At 62.8% G+C, this 22,142-nt stretch carries 23 protein-coding genes; 9 read left to right on the forward strand and 14 right to left on the reverse strand.

The features are described from left to right. Window positions 1–17: 17 nt before the first annotated feature. The 3 genes from treY to QMA15_RS06310 are packed head-to-tail and all read right to left on the reverse strand — an operon-like array spanning window position 18 to window position 6,078. Window positions 18–2,375 carry a malto-oligosyltrehalose synthase gene (gene treY, locus QMA15_RS06300; RefSeq protein ID WP_290283770.1) on the reverse strand — a complete coding sequence of 786 codons (2,358 nt, stop codon included), beginning with the start codon at window positions 2,373–2,375 and terminating at the stop codon, window positions 18–20. A gap of 13 nt (window positions 2,376–2,388) precedes the next feature. Then, window positions 2,389–4,728, reverse strand: a complete 2,340-nt coding sequence (glgX, locus tag QMA15_RS06305; RefSeq protein WP_290283771.1) for a glycogen debranching protein GlgX — start codon at window positions 4,726–4,728, stop codon at window positions 2,389–2,391. 57 nt (window positions 4,729–4,785) lie between these two features. Further along, entirely contained in the window at window positions 4,786–6,078 is a 1,293-nt protein-coding gene (locus QMA15_RS06310; protein ID WP_290283772.1) for an adenosylmethionine--8-amino-7-oxononanoate transaminase, read from the reverse strand. Window positions 6,079–6,116: 38 nt separating this feature from the next. On the opposite strand from QMA15_RS06310, the gene QMA15_RS06315 reads away from it, so the two are divergent. The 3 genes from QMA15_RS06315 to QMA15_RS06325 all read left to right on the forward strand — a co-directional run bounded on the left by QMA15_RS06315 (window position 6,117) and on the right by QMA15_RS06325 (window position 9,435). Then, window positions 6,117–7,262, forward strand: coding sequence for an 8-amino-7-oxononanoate synthase (locus QMA15_RS06315; RefSeq protein WP_290283773.1), 1,146 nt, complete (start codon window positions 6,117–6,119; stop codon window positions 7,260–7,262). Beyond that, window positions 7,259–7,942 carry a dethiobiotin synthase gene (gene bioD, locus QMA15_RS06320; protein ID WP_021333698.1) on the forward strand — a complete coding sequence of 228 codons (684 nt, stop codon included), beginning with the start codon at window positions 7,259–7,261 and terminating at the stop codon, window positions 7,940–7,942. The genes QMA15_RS06315 and bioD overlap by 4 nt, the downstream gene beginning before the upstream one ends. 80 nt (window positions 7,943–8,022) lie before the next feature. Then, window positions 8,023–9,435: a sensor domain-containing diguanylate cyclase gene (locus QMA15_RS06325; RefSeq protein ID WP_290283774.1), complete on the forward strand. Its 1,413-nt coding sequence runs from the start codon at window positions 8,023–8,025 to the stop codon at window positions 9,433–9,435. A 59-nt stretch (window positions 9,436–9,494) separates the two neighbouring features. Here the strand turns inward: QMA15_RS06325 and QMA15_RS06330 are convergent, their stop codons facing one another. The 7 genes from QMA15_RS06330 to QMA15_RS06360 form a co-directional block, all read right to left on the reverse strand. Further along, on the reverse strand, window positions 9,495–10,877 hold the full coding sequence (locus QMA15_RS06330) for a tripartite tricarboxylate transporter permease (protein ID WP_003941745.1): 1,383 nt from the start codon (window positions 10,875–10,877) through the stop codon (window positions 9,495–9,497). After that, window positions 10,874–11,380 carry a hypothetical protein gene (locus QMA15_RS06335; RefSeq protein ID WP_019748825.1) on the reverse strand — a complete coding sequence of 169 codons (507 nt, stop codon included), beginning with the start codon at window positions 11,378–11,380 and terminating at the stop codon, window positions 10,874–10,876. Before QMA15_RS06335 ends, QMA15_RS06330 begins: the two co-directional genes overlap by 4 nt. 61 nt (window positions 11,381–11,441) lie before the next feature. Further along, window positions 11,442–12,410, reverse strand: coding sequence for a hydroxymethylglutaryl-CoA lyase (locus tag QMA15_RS06340; RefSeq protein WP_080910802.1), 969 nt, complete (start codon window positions 12,408–12,410; stop codon window positions 11,442–11,444). Window positions 12,411–12,415: 5 nt separating this feature from the next. Beyond that, window positions 12,416–13,705 carry a hydroxymethylglutaryl-CoA reductase, degradative gene (locus QMA15_RS06345; RefSeq protein WP_195849596.1) on the reverse strand — a complete coding sequence of 430 codons (1,290 nt, stop codon included), beginning with the start codon at window positions 13,703–13,705 and terminating at the stop codon, window positions 12,416–12,418. Between the two features lie 106 nt (window positions 13,706–13,811). Beyond that, window positions 13,812–15,785, reverse strand: a complete 1,974-nt coding sequence (locus tag QMA15_RS06350) for a GAF domain-containing protein (protein WP_290283775.1) — start codon at window positions 15,783–15,785, stop codon at window positions 13,812–13,814. Window positions 15,786–15,795: 10 nt separating this feature from the next. Next, window positions 15,796–16,311: a tail fiber domain-containing protein gene (locus tag QMA15_RS06355; protein ID WP_019748821.1), complete on the reverse strand. Its 516-nt coding sequence runs from the start codon at window positions 16,309–16,311 to the stop codon at window positions 15,796–15,798. Continuing rightward, a complete protein-coding gene (locus QMA15_RS06360) occupies window positions 16,295–16,423 on the reverse strand; it encodes a hypothetical protein (protein WP_021333694.1) in 129 nt (42 codons plus the stop codon). The genes QMA15_RS06355 and QMA15_RS06360 overlap by 17 nt, the downstream gene beginning before the upstream one ends. Window positions 16,424–16,712: 289 nt before the next feature. Here QMA15_RS06360 and QMA15_RS06365 point away from each other — a divergent pair, with 289 nt between their 5' ends. Continuing rightward, window positions 16,713–16,877 (forward strand): hypothetical protein, encoded by a 165-nt coding sequence (locus QMA15_RS06365; protein ID WP_019748819.1) that lies wholly within the window; start codon window positions 16,713–16,715, stop codon window positions 16,875–16,877. Between the two features lie 5 nt (window positions 16,878–16,882). On the opposite strand, the gene QMA15_RS06370 is transcribed toward QMA15_RS06365, so the two are convergent. The 3 genes from QMA15_RS06370 to QMA15_RS06380 all read right to left on the reverse strand — a co-directional run bounded on the left by QMA15_RS06370 (window position 16,883) and on the right by QMA15_RS06380 (window position 18,374). Next, window positions 16,883–17,257 (reverse strand): VOC family protein, encoded by a 375-nt coding sequence (locus QMA15_RS06370; RefSeq protein WP_019748818.1) that lies wholly within the window; start codon window positions 17,255–17,257, stop codon window positions 16,883–16,885. Between the two features lie 29 nt (window positions 17,258–17,286). Then, on the reverse strand, window positions 17,287–17,700 hold the full coding sequence (locus QMA15_RS06375) for a VOC family protein (RefSeq protein ID WP_019748817.1): 414 nt from the start codon (window positions 17,698–17,700) through the stop codon (window positions 17,287–17,289). A 101-nt stretch (window positions 17,701–17,801) separates the two neighbouring features. Continuing rightward, window positions 17,802–18,374: an XRE family transcriptional regulator gene (locus QMA15_RS06380; RefSeq protein WP_205906274.1), complete on the reverse strand. Its 573-nt coding sequence runs from the start codon at window positions 18,372–18,374 to the stop codon at window positions 17,802–17,804. Between the two features lie 64 nt (window positions 18,375–18,438). Here QMA15_RS06380 and QMA15_RS06385 point away from each other — a divergent pair, with 64 nt between their 5' ends. After that, on the forward strand, window positions 18,439–19,134 hold the full coding sequence (locus QMA15_RS06385; protein WP_290283776.1) for an AzlC family ABC transporter permease: 696 nt from the start codon (window positions 18,439–18,441) through the stop codon (window positions 19,132–19,134). After that, the gene (locus QMA15_RS06390) at window positions 19,131–19,451 is read left to right on the forward strand and encodes an AzlD domain-containing protein (protein ID WP_290283777.1); all 321 of its coding nucleotides are present in this window, start codon (window positions 19,131–19,133) and stop codon (window positions 19,449–19,451) included. Before QMA15_RS06385 ends, QMA15_RS06390 begins: the two co-directional genes overlap by 4 nt. On the opposite strand, the gene QMA15_RS06395 is transcribed toward QMA15_RS06390, so the two are convergent. Next, window positions 19,437–20,093 carry a TetR/AcrR family transcriptional regulator C-terminal domain-containing protein gene (locus QMA15_RS06395; RefSeq protein ID WP_290283778.1) on the reverse strand — a complete coding sequence of 219 codons (657 nt, stop codon included), beginning with the start codon at window positions 20,091–20,093 and terminating at the stop codon, window positions 19,437–19,439. The two genes, QMA15_RS06390 and QMA15_RS06395, sit on opposite strands and share 15 nt — an antisense overlap. Before the next feature lie 164 nt (window positions 20,094–20,257). Between QMA15_RS06395 and bioB the strand changes: the two genes are divergently transcribed. From bioB to QMA15_RS06410, 3 genes are read left to right on the forward strand one after another with little or no spacing between them, the layout of a single operon-like run. Beyond that, window positions 20,258–21,271: a biotin synthase BioB gene (gene bioB, locus QMA15_RS06400; RefSeq protein ID WP_024487821.1), complete on the forward strand. Its 1,014-nt coding sequence runs from the start codon at window positions 20,258–20,260 to the stop codon at window positions 21,269–21,271. After that, window positions 21,268–21,492 (forward strand): hypothetical protein, encoded by a 225-nt coding sequence (locus QMA15_RS06405; RefSeq protein ID WP_019748812.1) that lies wholly within the window; start codon window positions 21,268–21,270, stop codon window positions 21,490–21,492. Before bioB ends, QMA15_RS06405 begins: the two co-directional genes overlap by 4 nt. An 11-nt stretch (window positions 21,493–21,503) precedes the next feature. Next, window positions 21,504–22,094, forward strand: coding sequence for a DUF2567 domain-containing protein (locus QMA15_RS06410; protein ID WP_092763480.1), 591 nt, complete (start codon window positions 21,504–21,506; stop codon window positions 22,092–22,094). Window positions 22,095–22,142: the final 48 nt, after the last annotated feature.

Below are 22,142 nucleotides of genomic sequence, written 5' to 3' on the forward strand. Positions count from 1 at the left end.
CAGTCAGCGGAAACCGCTCAGCACACCCTGGTCAACAGGGCACATGGTCCGGCGGCGAAGACATCGCGCGCATCTGCGGACGTGACGGGTTGTCCGCTCAGTGCGTCGAGCCATTCGCCTTCGGGAAGGTCGATTCGTGTGTCTCGCCAGCCGTGCGACGAGAGTCCGAGCGAATGTCGCGTCGCCAGAGCAACAACCATGGGCGGATCACCTGCCGGGCCGCGCGAGAAGCCGACCAGATGACCGGATCCGGAACCTGAAGCGAAGGTGGGCCGGTACTCACCGTGATCGAACCACGAGGGGTTCTCCCGCCGCAGTGTCAGTGCCGTGCGAACGAGGTGCAACTTTGCGGTTCCTGTTGCGTCGATCGGCGCGGCGCCGGATTCGAGCAGTGATCGCCTCGTTCCGTAGTCGACAACGCGCCGGTTGTCCGGGTCGACCAGCGAGTCCTCCCACAGCTCCGTGCCCTGGTAGACGTCGGGAACTCCGGGCCCGAGGAGTTGGAGCAGCTTTTGGCCCAGAGAGTCCGCCCAGCCGTGACGCGCGATCCGGCCGACGAATTCGCTGACCGAATCAGCGACAGGACCGTCGATCACCTCGTCGATCCAGCGGTGCACTGCCGACTCGAAGCCGACGTCCGGATCGTTCCAGGAAGTCCTGGCGCCGGACTCGCGGACGGCTTTCTCCGCATAGGCGTGTAAACGCTCGCGCAGCTCTGGAACCGAGGACGCGGGGCGACCGTCCGCCGGCCACACGCCGATGATGTTCTGCCACAAGAACAATCCGGTAAGCGGATCAGGGCTGGGGCAGACGTTTTCCCAGTCGCGAATCAGCCGGGACCACAGGGTCGGCACCTGAGACACAACACCGATCCGTGCCCGCACGTCCTCGCCGCGTTTGGTGTCGTGAGTGGACAGACTCGTCATCGCCCGCGGCCACCGCTTCGCTCGGTCCGCGTTGTGGAGATGGAATTCGGCGACGGAGACGGCAAGTGATGCCGGGTTGCCGCCGACTTCCTGACGTGAGACCAGTCGCGCCGTCCGATAGAAGAGTCGATCTTCGACGGACTTCGCCATGACGGCGCCGCACACCTGCTGGAAGCGAACCGCCGCTTCACCGCCGTTCACCAGGGATTGCGCCAGCACGTTGAACGCCGCTTCATGCCCAGGCGCCAGTTCGTGCATGTCGCCGACGATACGAGCGGCCAAACCGGCGAGCGGACTGTAGTCGGATCGATAGACCGGCATCCGAGCGATCGCGACGACAACTGCGTCGTTCAGTTCGGTCTCACTGCAACGACTTCCGGTTTCGCGTCGGATTGCGCGCACGAGTCTGCGAACCTCGGGTGCAAGGTCACCGCGCCCGGTGTCGCGTTTGAACTGACGTTCGGTGTGATGCAACCACGTACTGTCCCCGTCGTCGCCGGTCAGATCTGCGGAGAGTTCGGTCAATTCGAGTTCGGCGGCGGGATCGACGAAAATGCCGCCCAGTTGATTGAGTGCGTCGTATCCGGTGGTGCCGTCGATCGGGAGCAGCGGATCGAGTGGTTCCGTATGGCCGAGGATCTTTTCGATCACGAGCCACTGATCTGGTCCAATCAGTTCCCGCAGGCGCCCCAGATACTCCGCCGGATCGGCGAGTCCGTCCGGGTGATCGATGCGAACGCCGTCGATCAGTCCTTCATCGACCCACGACTTCAATTGCCGATGGCAGAGTTCGAAGACTTTGGGGTCCTCTTGGCGCAGTGCAGCGAGTTCGTTGACGGCAAAGAACCGTCGGTAGTTGATGATTCCGGCGTTCCACGGTACGAGTCGGTACGACTGCCTGGAGTGGACCTCCTGTGGAGATCCGAATTCGGTGCCGGAGGCGACAGGGAAGCGGTGCTCGTAGAACGCGAGAAGTGTTTCCTCACCATCCTTCTCGACAGTCAGTGCGTCGAGATCGTCCTGGCTGCCCAGCACCGGGAGCGAGAGTTTGCCGTTGGCCCCGTTGTTGTCTGCCCAGTCGATGTCGAAGAAGTCCGCGTACTCCGACGACTGCCCGTGCGTGAGAACGTCCCACCACCAAGCATTTTCGCGAGGTTTGGCGACACCGACATGGTTGGGGACCAGATCGACGATCAGGCCCATCCCACGTGATCGAACCGCGCGCGATAACTCCACCAAAGCCTCGCGGCCACCAAGTCCTTCGGACACGGTCGTCGGATCGGTGACGTCGTAGCCGTGCGTCGACCCGGACGTCGCAGTGAGGATGGGGGAGAGATAAAGATGTGAGACCCCCAATGCCTCGAAGTAGTCCACCTGTGCGGCCGCATCACGAAGAGTGAATGCATCCGGTCGCAACTGCAGTCGGTAGGTGCTGGTTATCGGGGCCATGTGCACGTCTCCCTCAGGCGGTTCTGCGAAGTACCGTCAATGCTCGCGCTTTTACATCCAATGTTGTTCCGGCCTTGATCACGGTATCGCTCTCACCAGTGGGGACCGAGGTGTCGAGTACGACGGTCCACTCCGACGCGTAGTCCGCGTTGGGGGTGGAGAATTCGAGATCTTCGTAGTGAGCGTTGAAACACAGGAGGAACGAATCTCCCGTGACACGCTCGCCGCGGTAGTTCGGTTCCGGGATCGCGTCGCCGTTGAGAAAGACGGCCAACGACTTACCGAAACCGCTGTCCCAGTCGGCCGGAGTCATCTCCTCGCCCGACGGCGTGAGCCAGGCGATGTCTCGGCCCTGATCGCCACTTCGAATGGGTCGGCCCTCGAAGAATCGACGACGCCGGAAGACCGGGTTCTTGGCGCGCAAGGCAATTGCGCGCTTGGTGAACTCGACGAGGTCCGCATTGATTTCTGCGAGAGCCCAATCCATCCATGACAGTTCCGAATCCTGGCAGTAAACGTTGTTGTTACCCTGCTGAGTTCGGCCCATCTCGTCGCCGTGGGCAAGCATCGGGGTGCCCTGGCTGAGCATCAGCGTAGCCAGGATGTTTCGGCTCTGACGTCCACGCAGTTCGAGGATTTCCGGGTCGTCTGTGGGGCCTTCGACGCCGCAGTTCCAGGATCGGTTGTGCGATTCGCCGTCGTTGTTGTTCTCGCCGTTGGCTTCGTTGTGCTTCTCGTTGTACGAGACGAGGTCGTGCAGGGTGAAACCGTCGTGGGCGATGACAAAATTGATGCTCGCGCCGGGGCGACGTCCGGTCGCCTCGTAGAGATCAGAGGATCCGGTGAGGCGGGAAGCGAACTCGCCCAGCGTTGCCGGCTCACCACGCCAGTAGTCGCGGACGGTATCGCGGTACTTGCCGTTCCATTCGGTCCACAGGCCTGGGAAGTTGCCGACCTGGTAACCGCCTTCGCCGACGTCCCACGGTTCGGCGATCAGTTTCACCTGACTGACGATCGGATCCTGTTGCACCAGATCGAAGAAGGCGGAAAGGCGGTCCACGTCGTGCAGTTCACGGGCGAGTGTGGAGGCCAGGTCGAAGCGGAAACCGTCGACATGCATTTCGGTGACCCAGTACCGCAGCGAGTCCATGATCAATTGCAGGGTGTGCGGATGACGGGCATTGAGGCTGTTGCCCGTTCCGGTGTAGTCCATGTAGTGCGCTTCGTCGCCGTCGACCAGTCGGTAGTAGGCGGCGTTGTCGATTCCGCGGAAGCTGATGGTCGGCCCCATGTGGTTGCCCTCGGCGGTGTGGTTGTAGACCACGTCGAGGATCACCTCGATACCCGCCTGGTGGAAACTGCGCACCATTGCCTTGAATTCCGCCACGGCCGCATCGGGTTTGGCGGCCGAGGAGTAGTCGGTATGTGGAGCAAGAAAGCCGAAGGTGTTGTAGCCCCAGTAGTTTCGCAGTCCCTGATCGAGCAGCACCTGGTCGTGCATGAACTGATGGACCGGCATCAGTTCGATCGCCGTGACACCCAGATTGGTGAGGTGCTCGATGATCACCGGATGCGCGAGTCCGGCGTAAGTGCCGCGCAATTCCTCCGGAACTCCGGGGTGCGTCGCGGTCATACCCTTGACGTGCGCTTCGTAGATGACCGTCTCGTGGTACGGACGCTTCGGCGAGCGGTCGGACGCCCAGTCGAAGAACGGATTGATGACGACGGTCGACATCGTGTGACCGAGCGAATCATGTTGGGGGAAAGGGATGGTAGCGGGTTCGTCGACGAGTGGTTCGGGATCGAAGGGTTCGGGCTCGAGGCTCTCGTCCGATTCCTGATCGCCCGTGGGTGACTCGTCTTCGAGGCCCACCTCGCCCGATTCGGCTTCCGAACTCGTTTCGTCGGTGGCTTCTTCCGGCTCCACGGCAGGAGTTTCGTCGTCTCCAGCAGGTTCGGGGTCCGCCGCCGACTCGACGTCGTACGAGAACAGTGAACGGTCTCCGTCGAAGTCTCCGTCGAACGCTTTTCCGTACGGGTCCAGCAGGAGTTTGCTCGGATCGCATCGCAGACCTGCAGCCGGATCGTACGGCCCGTGCACGCGGTAGCCGTATCGCTGGCCGGGGGACACGGACGGAAGGTACGCATGCCAGACGTAACCGTCGACCTCGTCCATCCGAATGCGGGTTTCGGTGCCGTCCTTGGCGATCAGGCACAGTTCGACGGCTTCGGCGACCTCGGAGAAGAGCGAGAAATTGGTCCCCGCGCCGTCGTAGGTGGCACCGAGTGGGTACGCACTGCCAGGCCATACCGGGATGGGAGTGGCTGAGGGCGCGCTCGGCGGTTGATCCATGAATCAGACCCTATCGGGTGCAGCCGATCGAATCTTGTCGACTGTCTACGCCGCTGATCACCGTTTCGCCTGGCTGCGGGCGGTTGCAAGCATTCCGGCTGTGATCTGTTCCACCTCCGCGTCCGAACACAGGTACGGAGGCATCGCGTACACGAGGTTGCGGAACGGTCGAAGCCAGACCCCGGCGTCGACGGCCGCATCGGTCGCGCTCTGCATCTCGACCGGCTGCTCGAGTTCGATCACCCCGATTCCGCCTTTGACTCGAACATCCACCACCCCGGGAATTGTGACGGCTTCGGCGAGGCCGCGAGTGAGGCCACGTTCGAGGGTTGCGACGTCACGCCGCCAGTCCATTGCGAGCAGAAGTTCGGTCGACGCGACCGCGACAGCGCACGCGAGTGGATTGCCCATGAAGGTGGGGCCGTGCATCAGTCCGCCGCCCTCGCCGGCAGTGATGGTCTCCGCGATCTCCGTGGTGCACAGCGTTGCCGCCAGACTCATGTACCCGCCGGTCAGTGCCTTGCCGACGCACATGACGTCGGGACTGACGCCGGCATGATCGGCGGCGAACAGTTCACCGGTGCGTCCGAATCCGGTCGCGATCTCGTCGAAGACCAGAAGGACTTGGTATTTGTCGCAGAGGTTACGGAGGTCGATCAGGTATGCGGGGTCGTGGAAACGCATTCCGCCGGCGCCTTGGACTACCGGTTCGACGATCACCGCGGCGAGGTCCTCGTGATGCTCGGCCAGCAGCGTTTCCAACTCCTGCACGTATTCGGGGAGATAGTCCGCCGGGGGAGTCTGCGCGAAGACCTGAGGGCGAAGGACGTCGGTCCAGAGAGAGTGCATGCCGCCGTCGGGGTCGCAGACGCTCATGGGGGTGAATGTGTCGCCGTGATATCCGCCGCGCCAGGTCATCAAACGATTTTTCGACGGTTTTCCGAGGCTCCGCCAGTACTGCAGGCACATCTTGACTGCTACTTCGACGGCCACCGAACCGGAGTCGGAGAGGAACACCTTGTCGAGGTGAGGTGGTGTGATGTCGACGAGTAGTCGCCCGAGGCGAGCGGCGGGTTCGTGCGTCAGTCCGCCGAACATGACATGACTCATCTTGCCCAGCTGCCGTGCGGCTGCGGCGTCGAGCACGGGATTGCGGTAGCCGTGAATGGCGGCCCACCACGAGCTCATTCCGTCGACCAATCGGCGGCCGTCGGAGAGCGTGAGGGTAGCCCCCTGGGCAGAGTCGACGATCAGCGGACGAGTCGACGCGGGAAATGATCCGTACGGATGCCAGAGGACATCGGCATCGATGGCGGAGACGTCATGGGGATCAAGTCCGGTTGTGAGCACGGATGCACCCTAACCATTGAGTTGAACGGTGTTCAAGTATGGTCGGAAAAGTGAACACCTCGCTGAATTGGCTCACTGCCGTCGAAGCGGACCGTAGGGCCGCTGGACTGCGCCGCGAACTCCGTCCTCGCACGGTCGACTCCCCGTTGATCGACCTGGCGTCGAACGATTACCTCGGACTCGTGCGGCACCCCGACGTGATCGAGGGTGCAACGGCGGCTCTGCGTCGTTGGGGCGCGGGCGCCACGGGTTCGCGTCTGGTCACCGGCACCACCACCGAACACGAACTGCTCGAAGTCGAACTGGCCGAGTTCGTCGGGGCGGACTCCGGACTGGTCTTCTCTTCCGGCTACACAGCCAATCTCGGCGCGGTGACGGCGCTCTCGGGTCCCGGATCGTTGATCGTCTCCGATGCGGGATCGCATGCCTCACTCGTGGATGCCTGCCGCCTGTCACGTGCCCGGGTTGCGGTAGCTCCGCATTCGGACGTGAGCTTTCTCGCCGACATGTTGCGCAGCAGAGTGGAAGAGCGAGCGCTGGTCGTCACGGATTCGGTCTTCAGCGCCGACGGAGACCTCGCGCCGCTGCGGGAGATGCATCAGGTGTGCCGCGAGTACGGGGCGATCCTGCTGGTCGACGAGGCGCATGGCATCGGTGTGCGCGGTGCCGGTGGACGTGGACTCGTCCACGAGTCGGGCCTGGCGGGTGAACCTGACGTCGTCGTGACGGCAACGCTGTCCAAGTCGCTCGCCAGCCAGGGCGGAGTTGTGCTCGGCGACAACAAGATTCGCGCGCATCTCATCGACGCGGCAAGAACGTTCATCTTCGACACCGGTCTCGCTCCCGCCGCTGTCGGCGCGGCCAGAGCTGCACTCGCCGTACTCCAGCGCGAGCCGACGCGAGCGCTCGACGTCCTGGCCCGGGCATCCGAACTCGCCGACGTCACCGGTGCACCGTCGCCTGAATCTGCTGTCGTCTCGGTCGTTCTCGGCGATCCGCAACGGGCGTTCGATGCCGCGTCGGCGTGCCGGGATCAGGGGTTGCATGTCGGTTGCTTCCGCCCGCCGTCGGTTCCGGAAGGAACGTCACGGCTGCGTCTGACCGCACGAGCGACGCTGTCCGCATCCGAGATGGAGCAGATCGCTCTCGTACTGCGCGAAGTATTGGCCGGAGCCCGAGCATGAGCATTTTCCTGGTGACCGGAACGTCGACCGACGTCGGAAAAACAGTGGTGACAGCCGCATTGGCATCGGTGGCCTTGCAGTCGGGCAAGTCGGTTGCAGTGCTCAAACCGGCCCAGACCGGCGTCGACGTGGACGGTGCGGGTGATCTGGCCGAGATCGAGCGTCTGACCGGGGGCGGCGTGACGCTGGTCGAGTTGGCGCGGTATCCCGAACCTTTGGCGCCGGATACTGCTGCACGTAGAAGTGGTCTGCCGTTGTTGGAGCTCGACGACGTAGTCCGAGTCGCTCGCGACCTGGACACCACCCACGACTTGACCCTGATCGAAGGTGCCGGCGGCTTGTTGGTTCGGTTGGGGGTGGACGGGTTCACCGCGCGCGATCTCGCCGCAGCTCTGGCAGCACCGGTAGTGCTGGTGGTTGCGTCCGGCCTGGGCACGCTAAATCACACCGCTCTGACCGTGGAAGCGCTGGGTGCATCCGGTGTGGAATGCGCCGGGTTGGTGATCGGTTCGTGGCCGCAGGAACCGGACCTCGCCGAGAGATGCAATCGCGAGGATCTTGTCTCGGTCAGTGGTGTTCCCCTTCTCGGGTTGATGCCTGCGGGAAGTGGCAGCGAGAGTGTCCAAGAGTTTGCTCAGACCGCTTGGGGCGCGCTCGGTAAGTCCCCTTTGGCCAACTGACGCCGTAACATCCGATTTGTCTGCATCGATAGCCAAGGCACAGTGGGGCGAATTGTGAGTAGGTCAGCCGAATGTAGGTGGTGAGCACGGTCGAAAAGTCGTTGTCGTCATCGGCCGTACGTCGCGCACTGCTTATCGGCGTAGTCGTCTTCGCCTCGTGCCTGGTCGGAATTCTGAGCCGCCTACCGGGCACGCTTGCTGTCTTCTGGCCGGCCAATGCGCTGCTTCTCGGGATTCTCTTTCGATCGCCGCGCTCGGCCACACCGCTCACCTGGATCTGCGCTGCAGCCGGCTACGTTGGAGCCGACCTCATCACGGGCGGGGCGTGGGAGTCCACGGTGTGGCTCAACGCGGCCAACATCGTCGGTGTTGCGAGTGGCTTTTACGCCTTCCGCTGGGTGGGCGGCGACGATCGTCGACTGACCAGTATTCAGTCCGTCGGCTATCTCGTGTCGATGACTGTCGTGGCCGCGTCGATGGCGGCGCTCGTGGGCGGAATCGCGAACCGCGTGCTGTTCGGCGGGCAGTGGTGGGACGGCTGGTTGCTCTGGTTCTCGAGTGAGTTCGTCAACTACATGACCATCGTCCCGTTGGTGCTGACTTTCCCTTCGCTTCGGCGGGTGGATCGAGACCCGAAAGCTGTTGCCACACTTCTGCGTCGATCAGTTGTTCCGACAGCGCTGCTGGCCATCTGCATCATCTTGGAGTGGGTGATCGGCGGCGCCGGAGCGATCGCGTTTGCCATGCCGGCGCTGGTGACTGCCGCTTTGCTCACCAATGTCTTTGTCACGTCGGTGCTCACCGCCGCATCAACTGCCTGGACGTTGGTACTGACGGCCGACGGGCATCTCGGATTGTCCAGCGAAGGCGTCTCGCCCGTCAGTGCGTCCGTCCAGATCGGATTGTCGTTGCTGGCGGTAGCGCCGATCGCGGTGGCGTGTGTGATCCTCGAGCGCCGCCGCGCTCTCAAGGCACTCACACAGGCCGTCACCCACGACGATCTCACCGGTGCGTTGCGCCGGGACGAGTTCTTGCGGCGAGGCGGCAGCGTGACGGGTGCGCCCGATCCGCGTCGCCACTCTGGTCGTCCGGTGAGCGTCCTGATGATGGATCTGGATCACTTCAAGATGGTGAACGACAACCTCGGTCATCGCGCCGGCGATACCGCGTTGGTGAGTTTTGCCGATCAGGTGCGGCGGAACCTCGATGACAAGCATCTCTTCGCCCGGTTGGGCGGTGAGGAGTTCGTCGTACTGATGGCCGGCGTCGATCTCGAGGGTGCGACCGAAACGGCCGAGATGATTCGACGCGCACAAGCGGAGAATTCGTCGGCGGTATTGGGTGAACTCGGGCCGACGGTCAGCATCGGCGTCGCATGTTCACCCCACGGCGACGCAGACCTGACGCAATTGGTCGATTGCGCCGACGAGGCGTTGTACCGAGCGAAGAAGCTGGACCGGAATCGAACCGTGGCGCTCACGGTCGGTAGATGAGAAAACACGTGCGGACCCGCATTCTTGCGGGTCCGCACGTGTTGGTTGAATCCAGCGATTCAGAACAGATTGATCAGGGCAGGAACGCTGAACAGCGCCACGTAGTAACCCATGAACAGAACCCCGCCGTGAATCTTGAACAGGCGCCCGAGAAGGCCACCGACCAGGCCGACCGTCACGGTGATCAGAAGCCCGAGGATGCCGCCCTCCCAGATACTGATGACCACAACCAGTCCCGTGAACACCGCGATCACAGCTTCGTGACTGATGTGCTTGACCACCGCTGACGCAGCGCGGTACGCGTAGTTCATGGCAAACGGGTATGCGATGACCGTTGCCGTGACCACTGCGAGCAGTCCGTAGAGCAGGAACTCCCACTGCGTCAGGTACGTGGAGAGATTGTTGATCACTCCGGTTTCCTGATTGGTCTCGAAGACCGGCGGAGCGTTGAACAGAGGGGCCGCGGGACCTGCTGCCAGCGGGCTGAGCGGAAGGCCGAAGGCCACGAGAGGGATGAGGGTTTCCGCGATGTAGGTGGATTCCGTCGTACCGTTCTTTGCCGAGACCATGGTGGTCAGTCGGTGATAGCCGTTCTTGATCCGCGCACCTACCAGCTCACCCATCAGAACTGTCATGGCGACGGGACTGAAAACGAACGTTGCGCTCGACACCGTGGAAGCGGCTGCGGTGTAACCGATCTGCTTGCGATCGAGGACCTTCAGAGGATTGGGGAAGTATCCCTTCCATCCTTTGATGTCCGGGGCCAGTGCCACGGTCTTGGGTTCGCTGCGTTCCATGTCCTTGCGGCTCGACGGCCCCAGGGTCAGCGCGAGGTCGGCGATCAGCGGCCCGACCGCAATGGCCAGGAAGTAGCTGATGTTCAGCGACACGTCGTAATTCGACGTCAACGCGCGGGCACCGAGGATCAAGATGACAAACGGAACGAGGGCGACCACCCCGGCCCAGCGGCCTGGTGAGGCGTAGGCGATGCCGATGGCGGCGACCAGGAACAGCCACGGTGCGATCGACTGAACGGTGTCGGCGAACGGCGCGAGGATGGTCGCGAACAGAACGGCAACCGGCACGGCGACGAACGCCGAGATCACTGCTCCCGAGATCGCCTTGCGGAGTGCGATGTGCGGGATGCCGAGTGAGCGCATCATCTGCGCTTCCGGCAAGAGCGGAATCGCCATCGTGTCGCCGGGAATGCCCAGCAGCATCGTCGGCACCGCATGCGTCATGTGTTTGGCGATCGCACCGGAGAGGAAGAACGTGAAGACTGCCGCCGGGGGAGCGCCGAGCAGAATCACGAGCAGAGTCAGCGGTGCGATGGTGGCGGTCTCGTCCGTGCCGGAGATCAACCCGATGAACGTGAACGCGACAGCACCGATGATGCCGAAGAGAACGGCGATGAGAATTTCGTTGGTCAGAACCGAACTCATGCGCGCCCACCGTCCTTCGGCGGGTTCGAGGGCGATGTCTTCGAGGCCTGTGCGTGCTCGGCCTCGGCAGCGGCGAAGTGGTCGTACAGACCGAGTTCGCGAAGTTCCTGTCGACTCTGCTCCGGAATGTCGGCGAGAGTGCCCAGACCCTGACGCTGCTCACTCATCGTCGTGATGACACCGTCGATCGACTCCGCGTCGGCGGCGGCCAAGGCGACTATCCGCTTCGGCTTGATGAAGATTCCGCAGACGACGCCGGCGAGCAGGCAGGCCGCGATCCCGACCAGCAGGCTGTACGCCTGGGCCAACGAGGGTTCGCTGACGACCCGTTCGAACAGCGACTGGGCCGCAAGCAGAGCCGAGGCGCCCACGACACTGCCGACTGCGACGGAGATCGCGAGGTGTCGACCGTTGACAGTGTCGCCCCAGACTTCGAGGTATGTCTGCTGATCGGTCGGCGCGGTTGTGGTGGTCGGCGTCGTTGCCGACTGCGGTGGTGACATCAGTCTTCTCCAGTGTCATGCATGGCAGGGGGTCGTACAGGGAGGGGCTTGCGTGCGAGTGTCAGGTACGTGCTGCGCGGAGGGCGGTGACGACTCGGGACGGACTCGAGTGTCCGATCTGTTCGGCCATCCAACTACTTGTGTCGGTAAGGGAATCCAGGTCGATGCCGGTGTCGATCCCGAGGCCGTGGAGCATCCACACCAGGTCCTCGGTGGCGAGATTCCCGGTCGCGCCCTTGGCGTACGGGCACCGTCCGAGACCACCTGCGGAACTGTCGAATTCGGATACTCCAGCGGTCAATGACGCATAGACGTTCGACAGCGCCTGGCCGTAGGTGTCGTGAAAGTGCATGGCGATCTGCGATGTGGGGATGCCACGTTCTCGGAGGGCGTCGAGTAAGGCGAGCACATGGCCAGGTGTGCCGACGCCGATGGTGTCGCCGAGTGAGAGTGACGTGACACCGCTGTCGACCAGGGTCTTCGCGATGTCGGCGACACGTTCGACGGGCACAGTGCCTTCCCAAGGGTCGCCGAAGCACATCGAGATGTAGCCGCGGACGGGAAGTCCCAGAGCTCTTGCGGCGGCAGTGACCTCGGTGGCCGCGGCTATAGCGCCGTCTACCGTCGAGTTGAGGTTTCGTTTAGCGAATTCCTCGGTAGCGCTGACGAATACTGCAACTTCGCGCGCTCCGGCGGCAACGGCCCGCTCGAGACCCTTGCGGTTCGGGACAAGAACGACCGTACGTACCGAGTCCGGCAGGTGCAGCCGATCCATCAATTCTTCCGCGTCCGCGAGTTGCGGGATCCATCGAGGTGAGACGAAGCTCGTCAATTCGACAGTGCGGGAACCGGCCGCGACGAGGCGTTCGATGAACTGGGCTTTCGTCTCGGTCGGGATCACCGCCGTCTCTGCTTGAAGTCCGTCGCGTGGCCCGACTTCGTAGATCCGGACCGAGGTCGGTAGTCCCGGCGCCGGCACTCGATGAGGCGCCGGCTTCCACACTGGTGATCCTGCAACTGTTTCGGTCATTGTCGTCAGTTTCCGCCGCGGATCTCGGTGAGAACCTTCTCGGCATGTTCGACGCGAATGCTCTTGTCCGCGATCAGGCGTGCGACCACGGCGTCGATCTCGCTCTTCTGCGCTCCGGCGGTGGCAGCGATGTTGCGGGCGTGCAGTCCCATGTGTCCGCGTTGGACACCTTCACTGGCCAGAACGCGGACAGCGGCCAGGTTCTGCGCCAGACCGACTGCCAGGATGATGCCGGCGAGTTCCTCGGCGCTCTCGACGCCGAGCATCTTGATTGCGGCCTGCGCTACGGGGTGCACTTTGGTGGCCCCGCCGACGAGGCCGACCGGCATGGGCAGCTCGAGGGTGCCGACGATGTTTCCGTCGGCATTCTTCTCGAAATGCGAGAGCGAGGAGTAGATTCCGTCGGCGTTGACTGCATGGGAGTGGCATCCGGCTTCGACTGCGCGCGTGTCATTTCCGGTCGCCAGCACTACGGCGCTGATGCCGTTCATGATGCCCTTGTTGTGCGTCGCGGCGCGGTAGGGATCCAGCTCCGCCAAGCGCGCGGCATGGATCAGGTTGTCCACAACCTCTGCGCCGCCGATCAATTCGGCGTCGAACACGGCGCGCACGCGCGTCAGCCGCAGATCGGCCTTGTTGGTGAGAATGCGCAGGACGACGTGTCCGCCGCCGATCTCGGCGACTCGATCCGCGATTGCCTCGGCCATCGTGTTGACGGCGTTGGCGCCCATGGCATCTCGTACGTTGACATGAAGATGGAGGACCACGTAGGTGGCCTTGTCCGAAGGAACGATGCGAACCGAAATGTCCTTCACACCACCGCCGACGCTGACCAACTTCGGGTCCTGCTCGTTGGCGAGTGCAATGATTTCCTCGCGAGCCTCGAGGAGTCGGATTCGGGCGGCCGCCGGATCCACGACGTCGACGAGTTGTATCTGGGCCTGCATGATCGGCGGGGTGCTCGAGACGTGAAAGCCGCCGAGTCCGCGTGCGATGCGGGCAGCGTTACTCGCGGCTGCGACTACCGACGGCTCCTCGGTGGCGAGAGGGATCAGGTAGTCCGTGCCGTTGATCGTGAAGTTGGTGGCGACGCCGACCGGGATGCCGATGACACCGACTACGTTCTCGACCATGCGATCGGCCTGATCGATGGTGAGACCGTCGGCAGCGTCGTAGACCGCGATGTCTGCTTCGGTCAGGTCCGTCTGGCGGACGATCTCGGCGCGCCGTGCGGCGACATCGTAGGACCGGAAATTGGCGATACGGCTATTGATAGACCGGCTGTTGATTGACACGGGGGGTGGTCCTCCTGAAGTGATTCTGTGCTCCGCTTCACAGTAGGGAGGGTGATGGCTGCCAGGCCACGTGCTCAGGGCACATCGATCGGTCGAAATTGTAGTGTCATGCACCACCGTCTTTGTCGACGGTCTCACCCCCGGCCTCTTCGGCGCCCACTTGCCGAAGCTCGTCGAGCCTCGTCGCCATGGACACCCGAAAGAAGTTCTCGTCTTCACGCCACGAGTGACCGAGGAGCGTGCGGATGCGCTCGAGACGCTGAATGACGGTGTTCGGGTGATAGTTGAGGGCGCGGGCAGCCTTGGTCGGGCTTCCTTCGTTGCGCACGAGGGCGCGCAGGGTCGCAGTGAGATCGGTGTCCTTGTCGCGATCGTAGGCGAGTACCGGGCCGATCACGTCATCGATGAACTGATGAAGTGATTCCGGATTTTCGCCGAACAGAACGGTGTACGGCAGATACGACGCCGTCGTGACCGCGCCGTCGGTCTTGCCCAACGCCGAGAGCAGGCGAGCAGTACGCAGGGCAGAGGTGAAGCGCGCCGGGAGGTCTTCGGGACGCTCCGCCGTTGCCGGCGCAATCACCACGGCGTGAGGTCCCACCGAACCGGTGATCTGGCGGTGAACGACGGTCGCCGCGGCTGCCGGGTTCCCCGAGCGCGAGACCACCGCGATCAATCCGGCGTGCTGCGACGCCAAAGCCCCGACCGGCAAACTCTGCCCGATTGCGCGGAGCGCAGCGGTGCGGAGTTCCGGAGCAACCGACACCACGAGGACGGTATCGAGTTCGCCGAGGGAGATGCCGAGGTTGCGGGTGCGACGTTCGAGATCGCGCCTGCGCTCGGGCGCAGTGCTCAACAGGTCGGCGACCAGTTCGTCACGTGCGCGACGATCCGCTGCTGCTGCCGCCGTGTGTTGCAACACGAGGATCGCAGTAACCTGAGCTGCCCGTTCCACGGTCCTGAGTTCGACAGGTCCGATCGGCGCGTCCGAACGATTCAGCAAGATGGCCCCGAGGAACGATTCTCCGGCGGTGATGGCGCTGACGAGTTGGATCACGGTTTCACCGTCATCGGCGACAAACGTGCATCGGCCGCTGCGGCGACTCTGGTCGATGGCCTCGGACACGGCGCGAGGTAGAGACAACGGCACCGTCGTGATCTGCTCGCCCGAGGATTTGACCAGAGGGCGTAGCTCACTGTCGACCACGACGGTGCCGCGCTCGAGAGAGTTGCTGAGGGTTCGTGCAACCTGGGCATAGCCACCGCCGCGGAGAACGGCGTGGATCAGATCCTGGTGGACGATGTTCGATTTGTCGCGCGCGGACACGTGCTCCCGCAGTTCGTCGAGTGCTCGCCCGGTCTCGGCGGCGGATTCCTCGGCGCGATCGAGCGCCCGCGCGGTTTGCAGGACCACCGAGGCATGATCCGCCAGCGCCGAGAGCAGGGCTATCTGATCGGCAGTAAATCGTCGTTCCCGGCGGTCGGCGGCAAACAGGACTCCGAGGATCTGGCCGTCCGAGAGCATCGGCACGCCGAGAATCGCCACCAGACCTTCGGCGACAATCGCGGCATCCACCACTTCGTCATGGCGCGACTGCGTGTAGTCGCGGTAGTTCTGAACCCATTGGGCTGCTCGAGATTCGGCAATCGCACTGACCAGTCCCGCGCCGGCAGGAACCTGCAAATGCTGTAGCTCCGGCGAGACGGCGCCTGCTGTCTTTCGAACATTCAGATCTCTGGTGACCACATCGAACTCGGAGAGGTACGTGACGTCGGTGCCCATGATGTCGTGTGCTCGGTTGACGAGTCGCTGGAGCAGAGTGTCCACGTCGCGAACTTGCGCGAGTTCACGCGCACTCGAGTAGAGGACCGCCAATTCGTTCTCGCGACGGCGCAGTCGGCGGAATTCCGACCGACTGGCCCGGATGCGGGCCGCGGTCTGCGTGATCTCCGTTGCGCCGAGGCCGAATTCGGAAAGTGCCTGCTCGACATGTTCGTCACCGACGGAGTCGGACGTCACGTCGAACAGCGCGGCAATCTCGTTGGGTTCCGAGTCGGAGTCTGAATCAGGGGCGGTCACACCGAACAAACTACAGACCTGCGGACCTACCGAACTCGTCGAGCGGCGGGGATGTGTGACTGTTGTTGACTTCTAATGCATTTCGATCCGTACCCGTGCCTCCCAGTTCTTCGTGCAGTCTGTCCATGTCCTTCTCGAGCGCGCTGACCTTTGTCTCGAGGGCGAGAACTTTGCGGTTCAATGCTTGGATGCTCGCCATGCAGACGCCGTTTGCATCGACGGCCGAGATCCGACGGGTGTTGGATCCCAGGCCGAAGACTGCGGCAAAATCCTGTGCCATCGGTCCGAGATGACGGATCGACTTGTGGTCGAAACCGTAACTCCACGTGCTGATTCGGAGAGCCGTCAACCGGTCGAGCACGTCCTGGGCGCTGGTGGGAACGGCTGCGTCTGTGTCCACGCCGCGGCGACGTGTGGCGTGCGAGAGCACCCACTGCGCGGGGTGGCGCATCGCCGCATTGACCCGAGTGCTGACCCGAGTGCCCAAATATTCAGTGCGCTCGCCCTCGTCAGGCGGTGAGGTCACGTCGCGCAGTTTTGACGGTCTTGTCGCTCAGCAGAATTCCCGCTCCCGCGCCCAATAGTCCGAGGCCGATTCCGACAGCAGCGCTGCCGAGGCCCAAAGCAATTCCCAACATGATTCCTCCAAAATTTGTGCGGTGAATTGAGGGGCCAGGTGTGCCGACGAAAGTGCTGCCGACCTGCTCCGCGCTCATCTTTCACATTGCTCCGCCGTGCGGGCGATGACAACCCGTCTGGACCGAATTTCTCGTGGAAAACACAGGCGTGCAACACTGGGTCAAGAACTGCTGGGTCATCGGCGCCTTGTCGGCGCCGTACGGGCGGCAGTAATCAAGTAGCCATCGACCGATCTCTAACGCAGGTTTATCTGCGCGCGGCAACGATGACCAGGCAAAAGGGTGGCATGTGAACGAATCGAGCAATGGCTTGTTTTCCGACCTCAGCGCGTCGGAGCCCGTTGTCGACGCAAAAAGCGCCGAGCAACTGGCGGCCGAGCGTGAAACTGCGGCAGCAGAACGCTCCAACACCGACACCGCTGAACAGCGGCAGTCACAGCTGTTCAGCGGTTAAGCGCGTCAGGACTCCTTGATTACCGACAGAACATTGCCGGCTGGATCGGTGAACCACGCGATGTCGGGGCCGTTGCCGCGCATGATGCCTCGCGCATCCTGGGGGAATCCGTCGTATTTCAGAAACTCCACGCCACGTGCGGTCAGTTGATCGACGGTTGTATCGATGTCGTCGACGACGAAGTTGAGAATCGTGTACGTCGCCGCTTCGTGATTCGGTTTGGGATAGACGAGGATTTCGGTTCCGCCGGCAAGATGTAGCCGAATCAGCCCCATGTCTTCATCGGTCACTTTCAGCCCGAGTATTTCGCCGTAGAACTTCTTTGCAGCATCGATGTCTGTCACCGAAAATCCGCTGAATGCTTTGGTGTCCGCAAGCATGACTGTCTCCGTTCCTAGCTGTTGTCGGACTAGGTGGGTTGGGAATCCGTCATTCCGGATTCCATGTCGGCCCTGGCTTCCTCGCTGAACTCGATGATCTGAACGTAGTTTCCGTCGGGGTCGATCGCGGTGGCGAACAAACTGCCCCCGCGGACTTCGAGCGGAGCGTGCCAGTTTCCGCCGAGTGCGTCGATGCGCTGTGCGATCGACCGGGCATCGTCGGTCTCGACGTTGAGGAACATGCGACCCGGCTGGGGGTTTGTCTCACCGACGTCGTCGCGTCTGTCGAGCATTACGTAGAAACCGTTGAAGTCGAGGACGTCGTAGCCAGGGTCACCGGGAGTCCGGTCGACCTTCGGGGCGAACGCCTCGGCGTACCAGTCGCGCAAGCGTTCGGGGTTGGTGCTCGAGAGCAAAATGCTGCTGATGCTGGATCCGGACATGGGTCCTCCTGCTGTCGGTCGTTACTGTCGTCGGCAATCGAGGCTCTGGCCACATCACCTCCCAGATACAGACTTCCCGCAGCGGCGAAACTCATCGCGGCTCAGATGTGTTCCGACACCATGATCGCCGTCGTCCCTGGTTCGAGCGCCCGAAAGATATGCTCCTCGTCGCCGGGATAAGCGAGATAGTCGCCCGGGCCGAGCTCGATCGGATCTGCAGTGGGCCCGACCTCCGCTCGCCCGGTGCCGATCACAACGTGTTCGGTGGTGCCGCGCGCATGCGGAGTCGAAATACGCGGCTCGCCCGGTTCGGCGACTATCCGATACAGATCACGTCGTGCGTTCGGTGGGCTCGGCGCCAAGAGCGTCGCGATGTACGACGCGTTTGCCGAAGCAATTGCGGGACCTTCTCCGGCTCGAATCAATTGAACGGTCTGTGCCTGCGAGTCGACGAGTTGTGAGAACGGCACACCCAACGCGTTGCCGAGTGCCCACAGTGTTTCGAGGCTCGGGTTCCCGAGGCCGGATTCGAGTTGGGAGAGTGTGGATTTGGCGATGTCGGCGCGCCGCGCCACCTCCGAGAGGCTCAAGCCTGCTCGGGCACGTTCGCGTTTGAGTGCGACGGCGACCAGTTTCTGAGGAGTCTCCGCTGTATCCGTTTCATCACTGGTCATCGTTCGATTCTCCGATCGGTCGTTCTACTTGACGAACGGTGTCACTTCGTTCAACATAGAATACATGCGTTCTTTATGGCGAACAGTTGATCGAGACGCGGTTCGGGTGAGCGTGCTGATCTGTCTCTCCGTGGCCATCGTCGGAGTGTCCTACGGTGTGACGGCAGGATCGGCTGGATTCTCGTTGTGGCAGCTTTCGGCATTGGCTGTACTCGTTCTGGGAGCGTCTTCGGAGTTCTTGTTCATCGGAATCATCGCAGCCGGAGGCAGTGCCACCGCTGCTGTTGTGGCGGGCTTGTTGATCAACTCACGTAACTTCGCCTACGGGATGTCCGCAGGATCATTTCTCGGCAGGGGTCGCTACAAAGATTCAGGCTGGCGCAGTATGGTCGGCGCGCACCTGGTCAACGACGAAAGCGTCGCGGTCGCCATGGCGCAGGGATCGGTGGAGCGTAAGCGTGCGGCTTTTTGGTTCTGTGGAATCGGGATCGCGGTGTCGTGGCCGATCGGAGCGCTGCTGGGCGGGTTGCTCGGCAGCGTCGTCCGAGACCCCGGCGCGTTGGGATTGGATGCCGCGTTTCCCGCTGTCATTCTGGCCCTTGTCTTGCCTGCGCTGAAGGAAAAGGTGACACTGCTTGCCGCCCTGATCGGTGCAGCAGTCGCGGTCGCCACGTCGCCGTTCCTGCCGCCCGGTACCGCGCCGCTCGTAGCGCTGCTGAGTATCGCGGTGACGATACCGTTCCGGGAGAAGGTTCGATGAATACCGCGTCGGTCTGGATCGGTATTGTCGTGTTCGCTTGCGGCTCTTACGCTTTGCGGGCAAGTGGCGTTCTGCTCCGCGCTCGGGTGAAGCTTTCGAGATTTGCCGAGAAAACCCTCGATCGTGCTGTCGTGGTGCTGCTGCTTGCAGTGGTTGCGACATCGACGATCTTCATCGGGCATGACGTTGTAGGGCCGGCGCGGATGCTCGGCGTGGTGGCCGGAGGCATCTGCGCCTGGTTCAAGGCGCCGTTGGTGCTAGTGGTGATTGTCGCGGCCGGCACTACTGCATTACTACGGCTGTCAGGAGTGTCGTAGAGCCGATTCGGTGCGCGTTGAATGTGTGGTCGAATTCAGGCGAGTGCGGATGCCGTCGATGAACAGGTCCAGGCCGAACTGGAAGCGCACTGTCGGATCGCCGTCGAGGAGGTCCTCGTCGGAACCGCCGCCGATCACCTCGGGGGAGTCGGGGGAAATGGGTGCTCGGGTAAGTGCCCCCATTTCTTCCATCTGCGCTCGGGACTGCTCGTCGACGGTGTGGCCGAGCACGTAGTACAGCAGGGCGTACGCCGCGAGTTGGGCATGCTCGCGTGATAGCCCGGATTCTTCGCCGGCATGTACGAAGTGCTCGCGCACCTTGCTGCTTGTCATCCGCGAAGCGAAGGTGGCACTGACCAACTCGGCGCCGTCGCGGTGCGCCAGCAGGGCAGACCGAAGTCTGTGTGCCAGTTCGGAATACGCCTCTTGCCATGTCTCTGCGTCTACGGGAGTGTCGAGGTCTTCGAGGATCTTGTCGACGACCGCACCGAGCAAGGTCTGCTTGTTCGGGAAGTGCCAGTACAGGGCGCCGGGTTGGACACCCAGTGACGTTGCGAGCCTACGCATCGTGAGGTCGGCAAGTCCGAACTCGTCGAGTATCGCCATGGCGCCGTCCAGCACGTCGCCGCGTCGCAACTGCACTTGTTGTTCCCCTCGTTTCGTCCCGCTGTGGACCGCTCGCGATCGGATGTCGATCGGACCCGCCTTTGACAGTATTCCACCACGTCTCTAACGTGAACACCGTTCAACTTGTACGGTGTTCAATTTTGCTGGTTTCGAAGGAGACGTCTGTGACCCCGCCCCCGATTAGCACGGCCCCTGCGACGGTCGACATCCTCGACCAGGCGCGTGAGCAAGTTCTCGAAAGAGGAGTTGGCCTGACCGAAAGCCAGGTGCTCGACGTACTCCGACTCGACGACGACAGGCTCGAAGACCTGCTGGCTCTCGCCCACGATGTGCGTATGAAATGGTGTGGACCGGAGGTCGAGGTCGAGGGCATCATCAGCCTCAAGACGGGCGGTTGCCCCGAGGACTGCCATTTCTGCTCGCAGTCCGGACTCTTCCAGTCGCCGGTTCGCGCGGCCTGGTTGGACATCCCGAGCCTGGTGGAAGCTGCCAAGCAGACTGCGAAGTCGGGCGCTACCGAGTTCTGCATCGTGGCCGCCGTCCGCGGACCTGACGCCCGGTTGCTCGCTCAGGTAGCCGCAGGTATCGAGGCGATCCGCAATGAGGTCGACATCCAGATCGCCTGCTCGCTCGGCATGCTGACCCAGGAACAGGTCGACCAACTGGCCGCCATGGGTGTGCACCGGTACAACCACAACTTGGAGACCTCGAAGTCGCATTTCCCGAACGTCGTGACCACACACTCGTGGGAAGAGCGGTGGAACACGCTTCGGATGGTTCGCGAAGCAGGCATGGAAGTGTGCTGCGGCGGAATCCTCGGTATGGGTGAATCATTGGAGCAGCGCGCAGAATTTGCCGCGAACTTGGCTGAGCTCGAGCCGGACGAGGTCCCGCTCAACTTCCTCAACCCGCGTCCCGGCACCCCCTTCGGGGATCTGGATGTGCTGCCCGCCAGCGAGGCGCTCAAGTCCGTGGCGGCATTCCGTCTCGCGCTGCCCCGCACGATCCTGCGCTTCGCGGGTGGACGCGAAATCACCCTCGGCGATCTGGGTGCCAAGCAGGGCATCCTCGGCGGAATCAACGCCGTCATCGTCGGCAACTACCTGACCACCCTCGGGCGTCCCGCCGAGAAGGATCTGGATTTGTTGGTCGATCTGCAGATGCCGATCAAAGCACTGAACGACACTCTGTGAGCACTCCGGTGACCGAGGAGCGGTACAACCCGTTCACCGGCCGTCGGATCGTCGACGGTGTCGACGATCCGACGCCGACTGCGGCGTCGATGGGGCTAGAGCCGCCTCGCTTCTGCGAGCAGTGCGGGCGCCGCATGATCGTTCAGGTCAGCCCTGACGGATGGTGGGCGAAATGTTCCCGACACGGTGTCGTCGACTCGATCGACGCCGCCCGCAGGTAGCGTCACTCTGTGTGATCTCTCTTCGGCAGACTCGTCTGCGCACCGCGATCGTGATCGCCGCAACCACTGCGGGCGTGAGCGTGCTCGTCGGTGTGGTGTGGGCGTTCTTGGCTCCGGCCGAGCACCTGTTGGTGGTGTCCGAGGGGCGCGGAGTCGCGTTGACGGGTGAGAGCCTTCATCAGTTCGACGCGAGCGCTGTGTTCATCTGGCTGGCACTGATCGTCGGTGTGCTGTCGGCAGTAGCGGCGTGGTTGGCGCGTCTGAGTCGAGGCCCGTATGCCCTGGGCGGGTTGATAGTCGGCTCGGCGGCAGGTGCCGGACTGATGGCACTCGTGGGTTCGGGCGTGACAAAACTGCGTTTCCCCACCGCCGACAATCCGGCGGTCGGGGAGATCATCGCGCGTGCACCGAACATCGGCACCTTGCTTGTGCTTCTGTTTCAGCCGCTCGCGGCGTGCGTCGTGACTTTGGTTCTGGCAGTGCTCAATCCGTACGACGACCTCGGTGTGGGGGACCACCCGGAATCTGGGGATCCGGAATCCGGGGATCCGGCCACCGAGGCCGAACAGGCCGACGACGAGGTCCAGCCGAAACTCCCGTAGCCGTTGCTTCTATACAGCCGTTGCTTCTATACAGCCGTTGCTTCTATA

The sequence above is a fragment of the Rhodococcus sp. APC 3903 genome, from assembly GCF_030407755.1.
GTDB lineage: Bacteria > Actinomycetota > Actinomycetes > Mycobacteriales > Mycobacteriaceae > Rhodococcus_F > Rhodococcus_F erythropolis.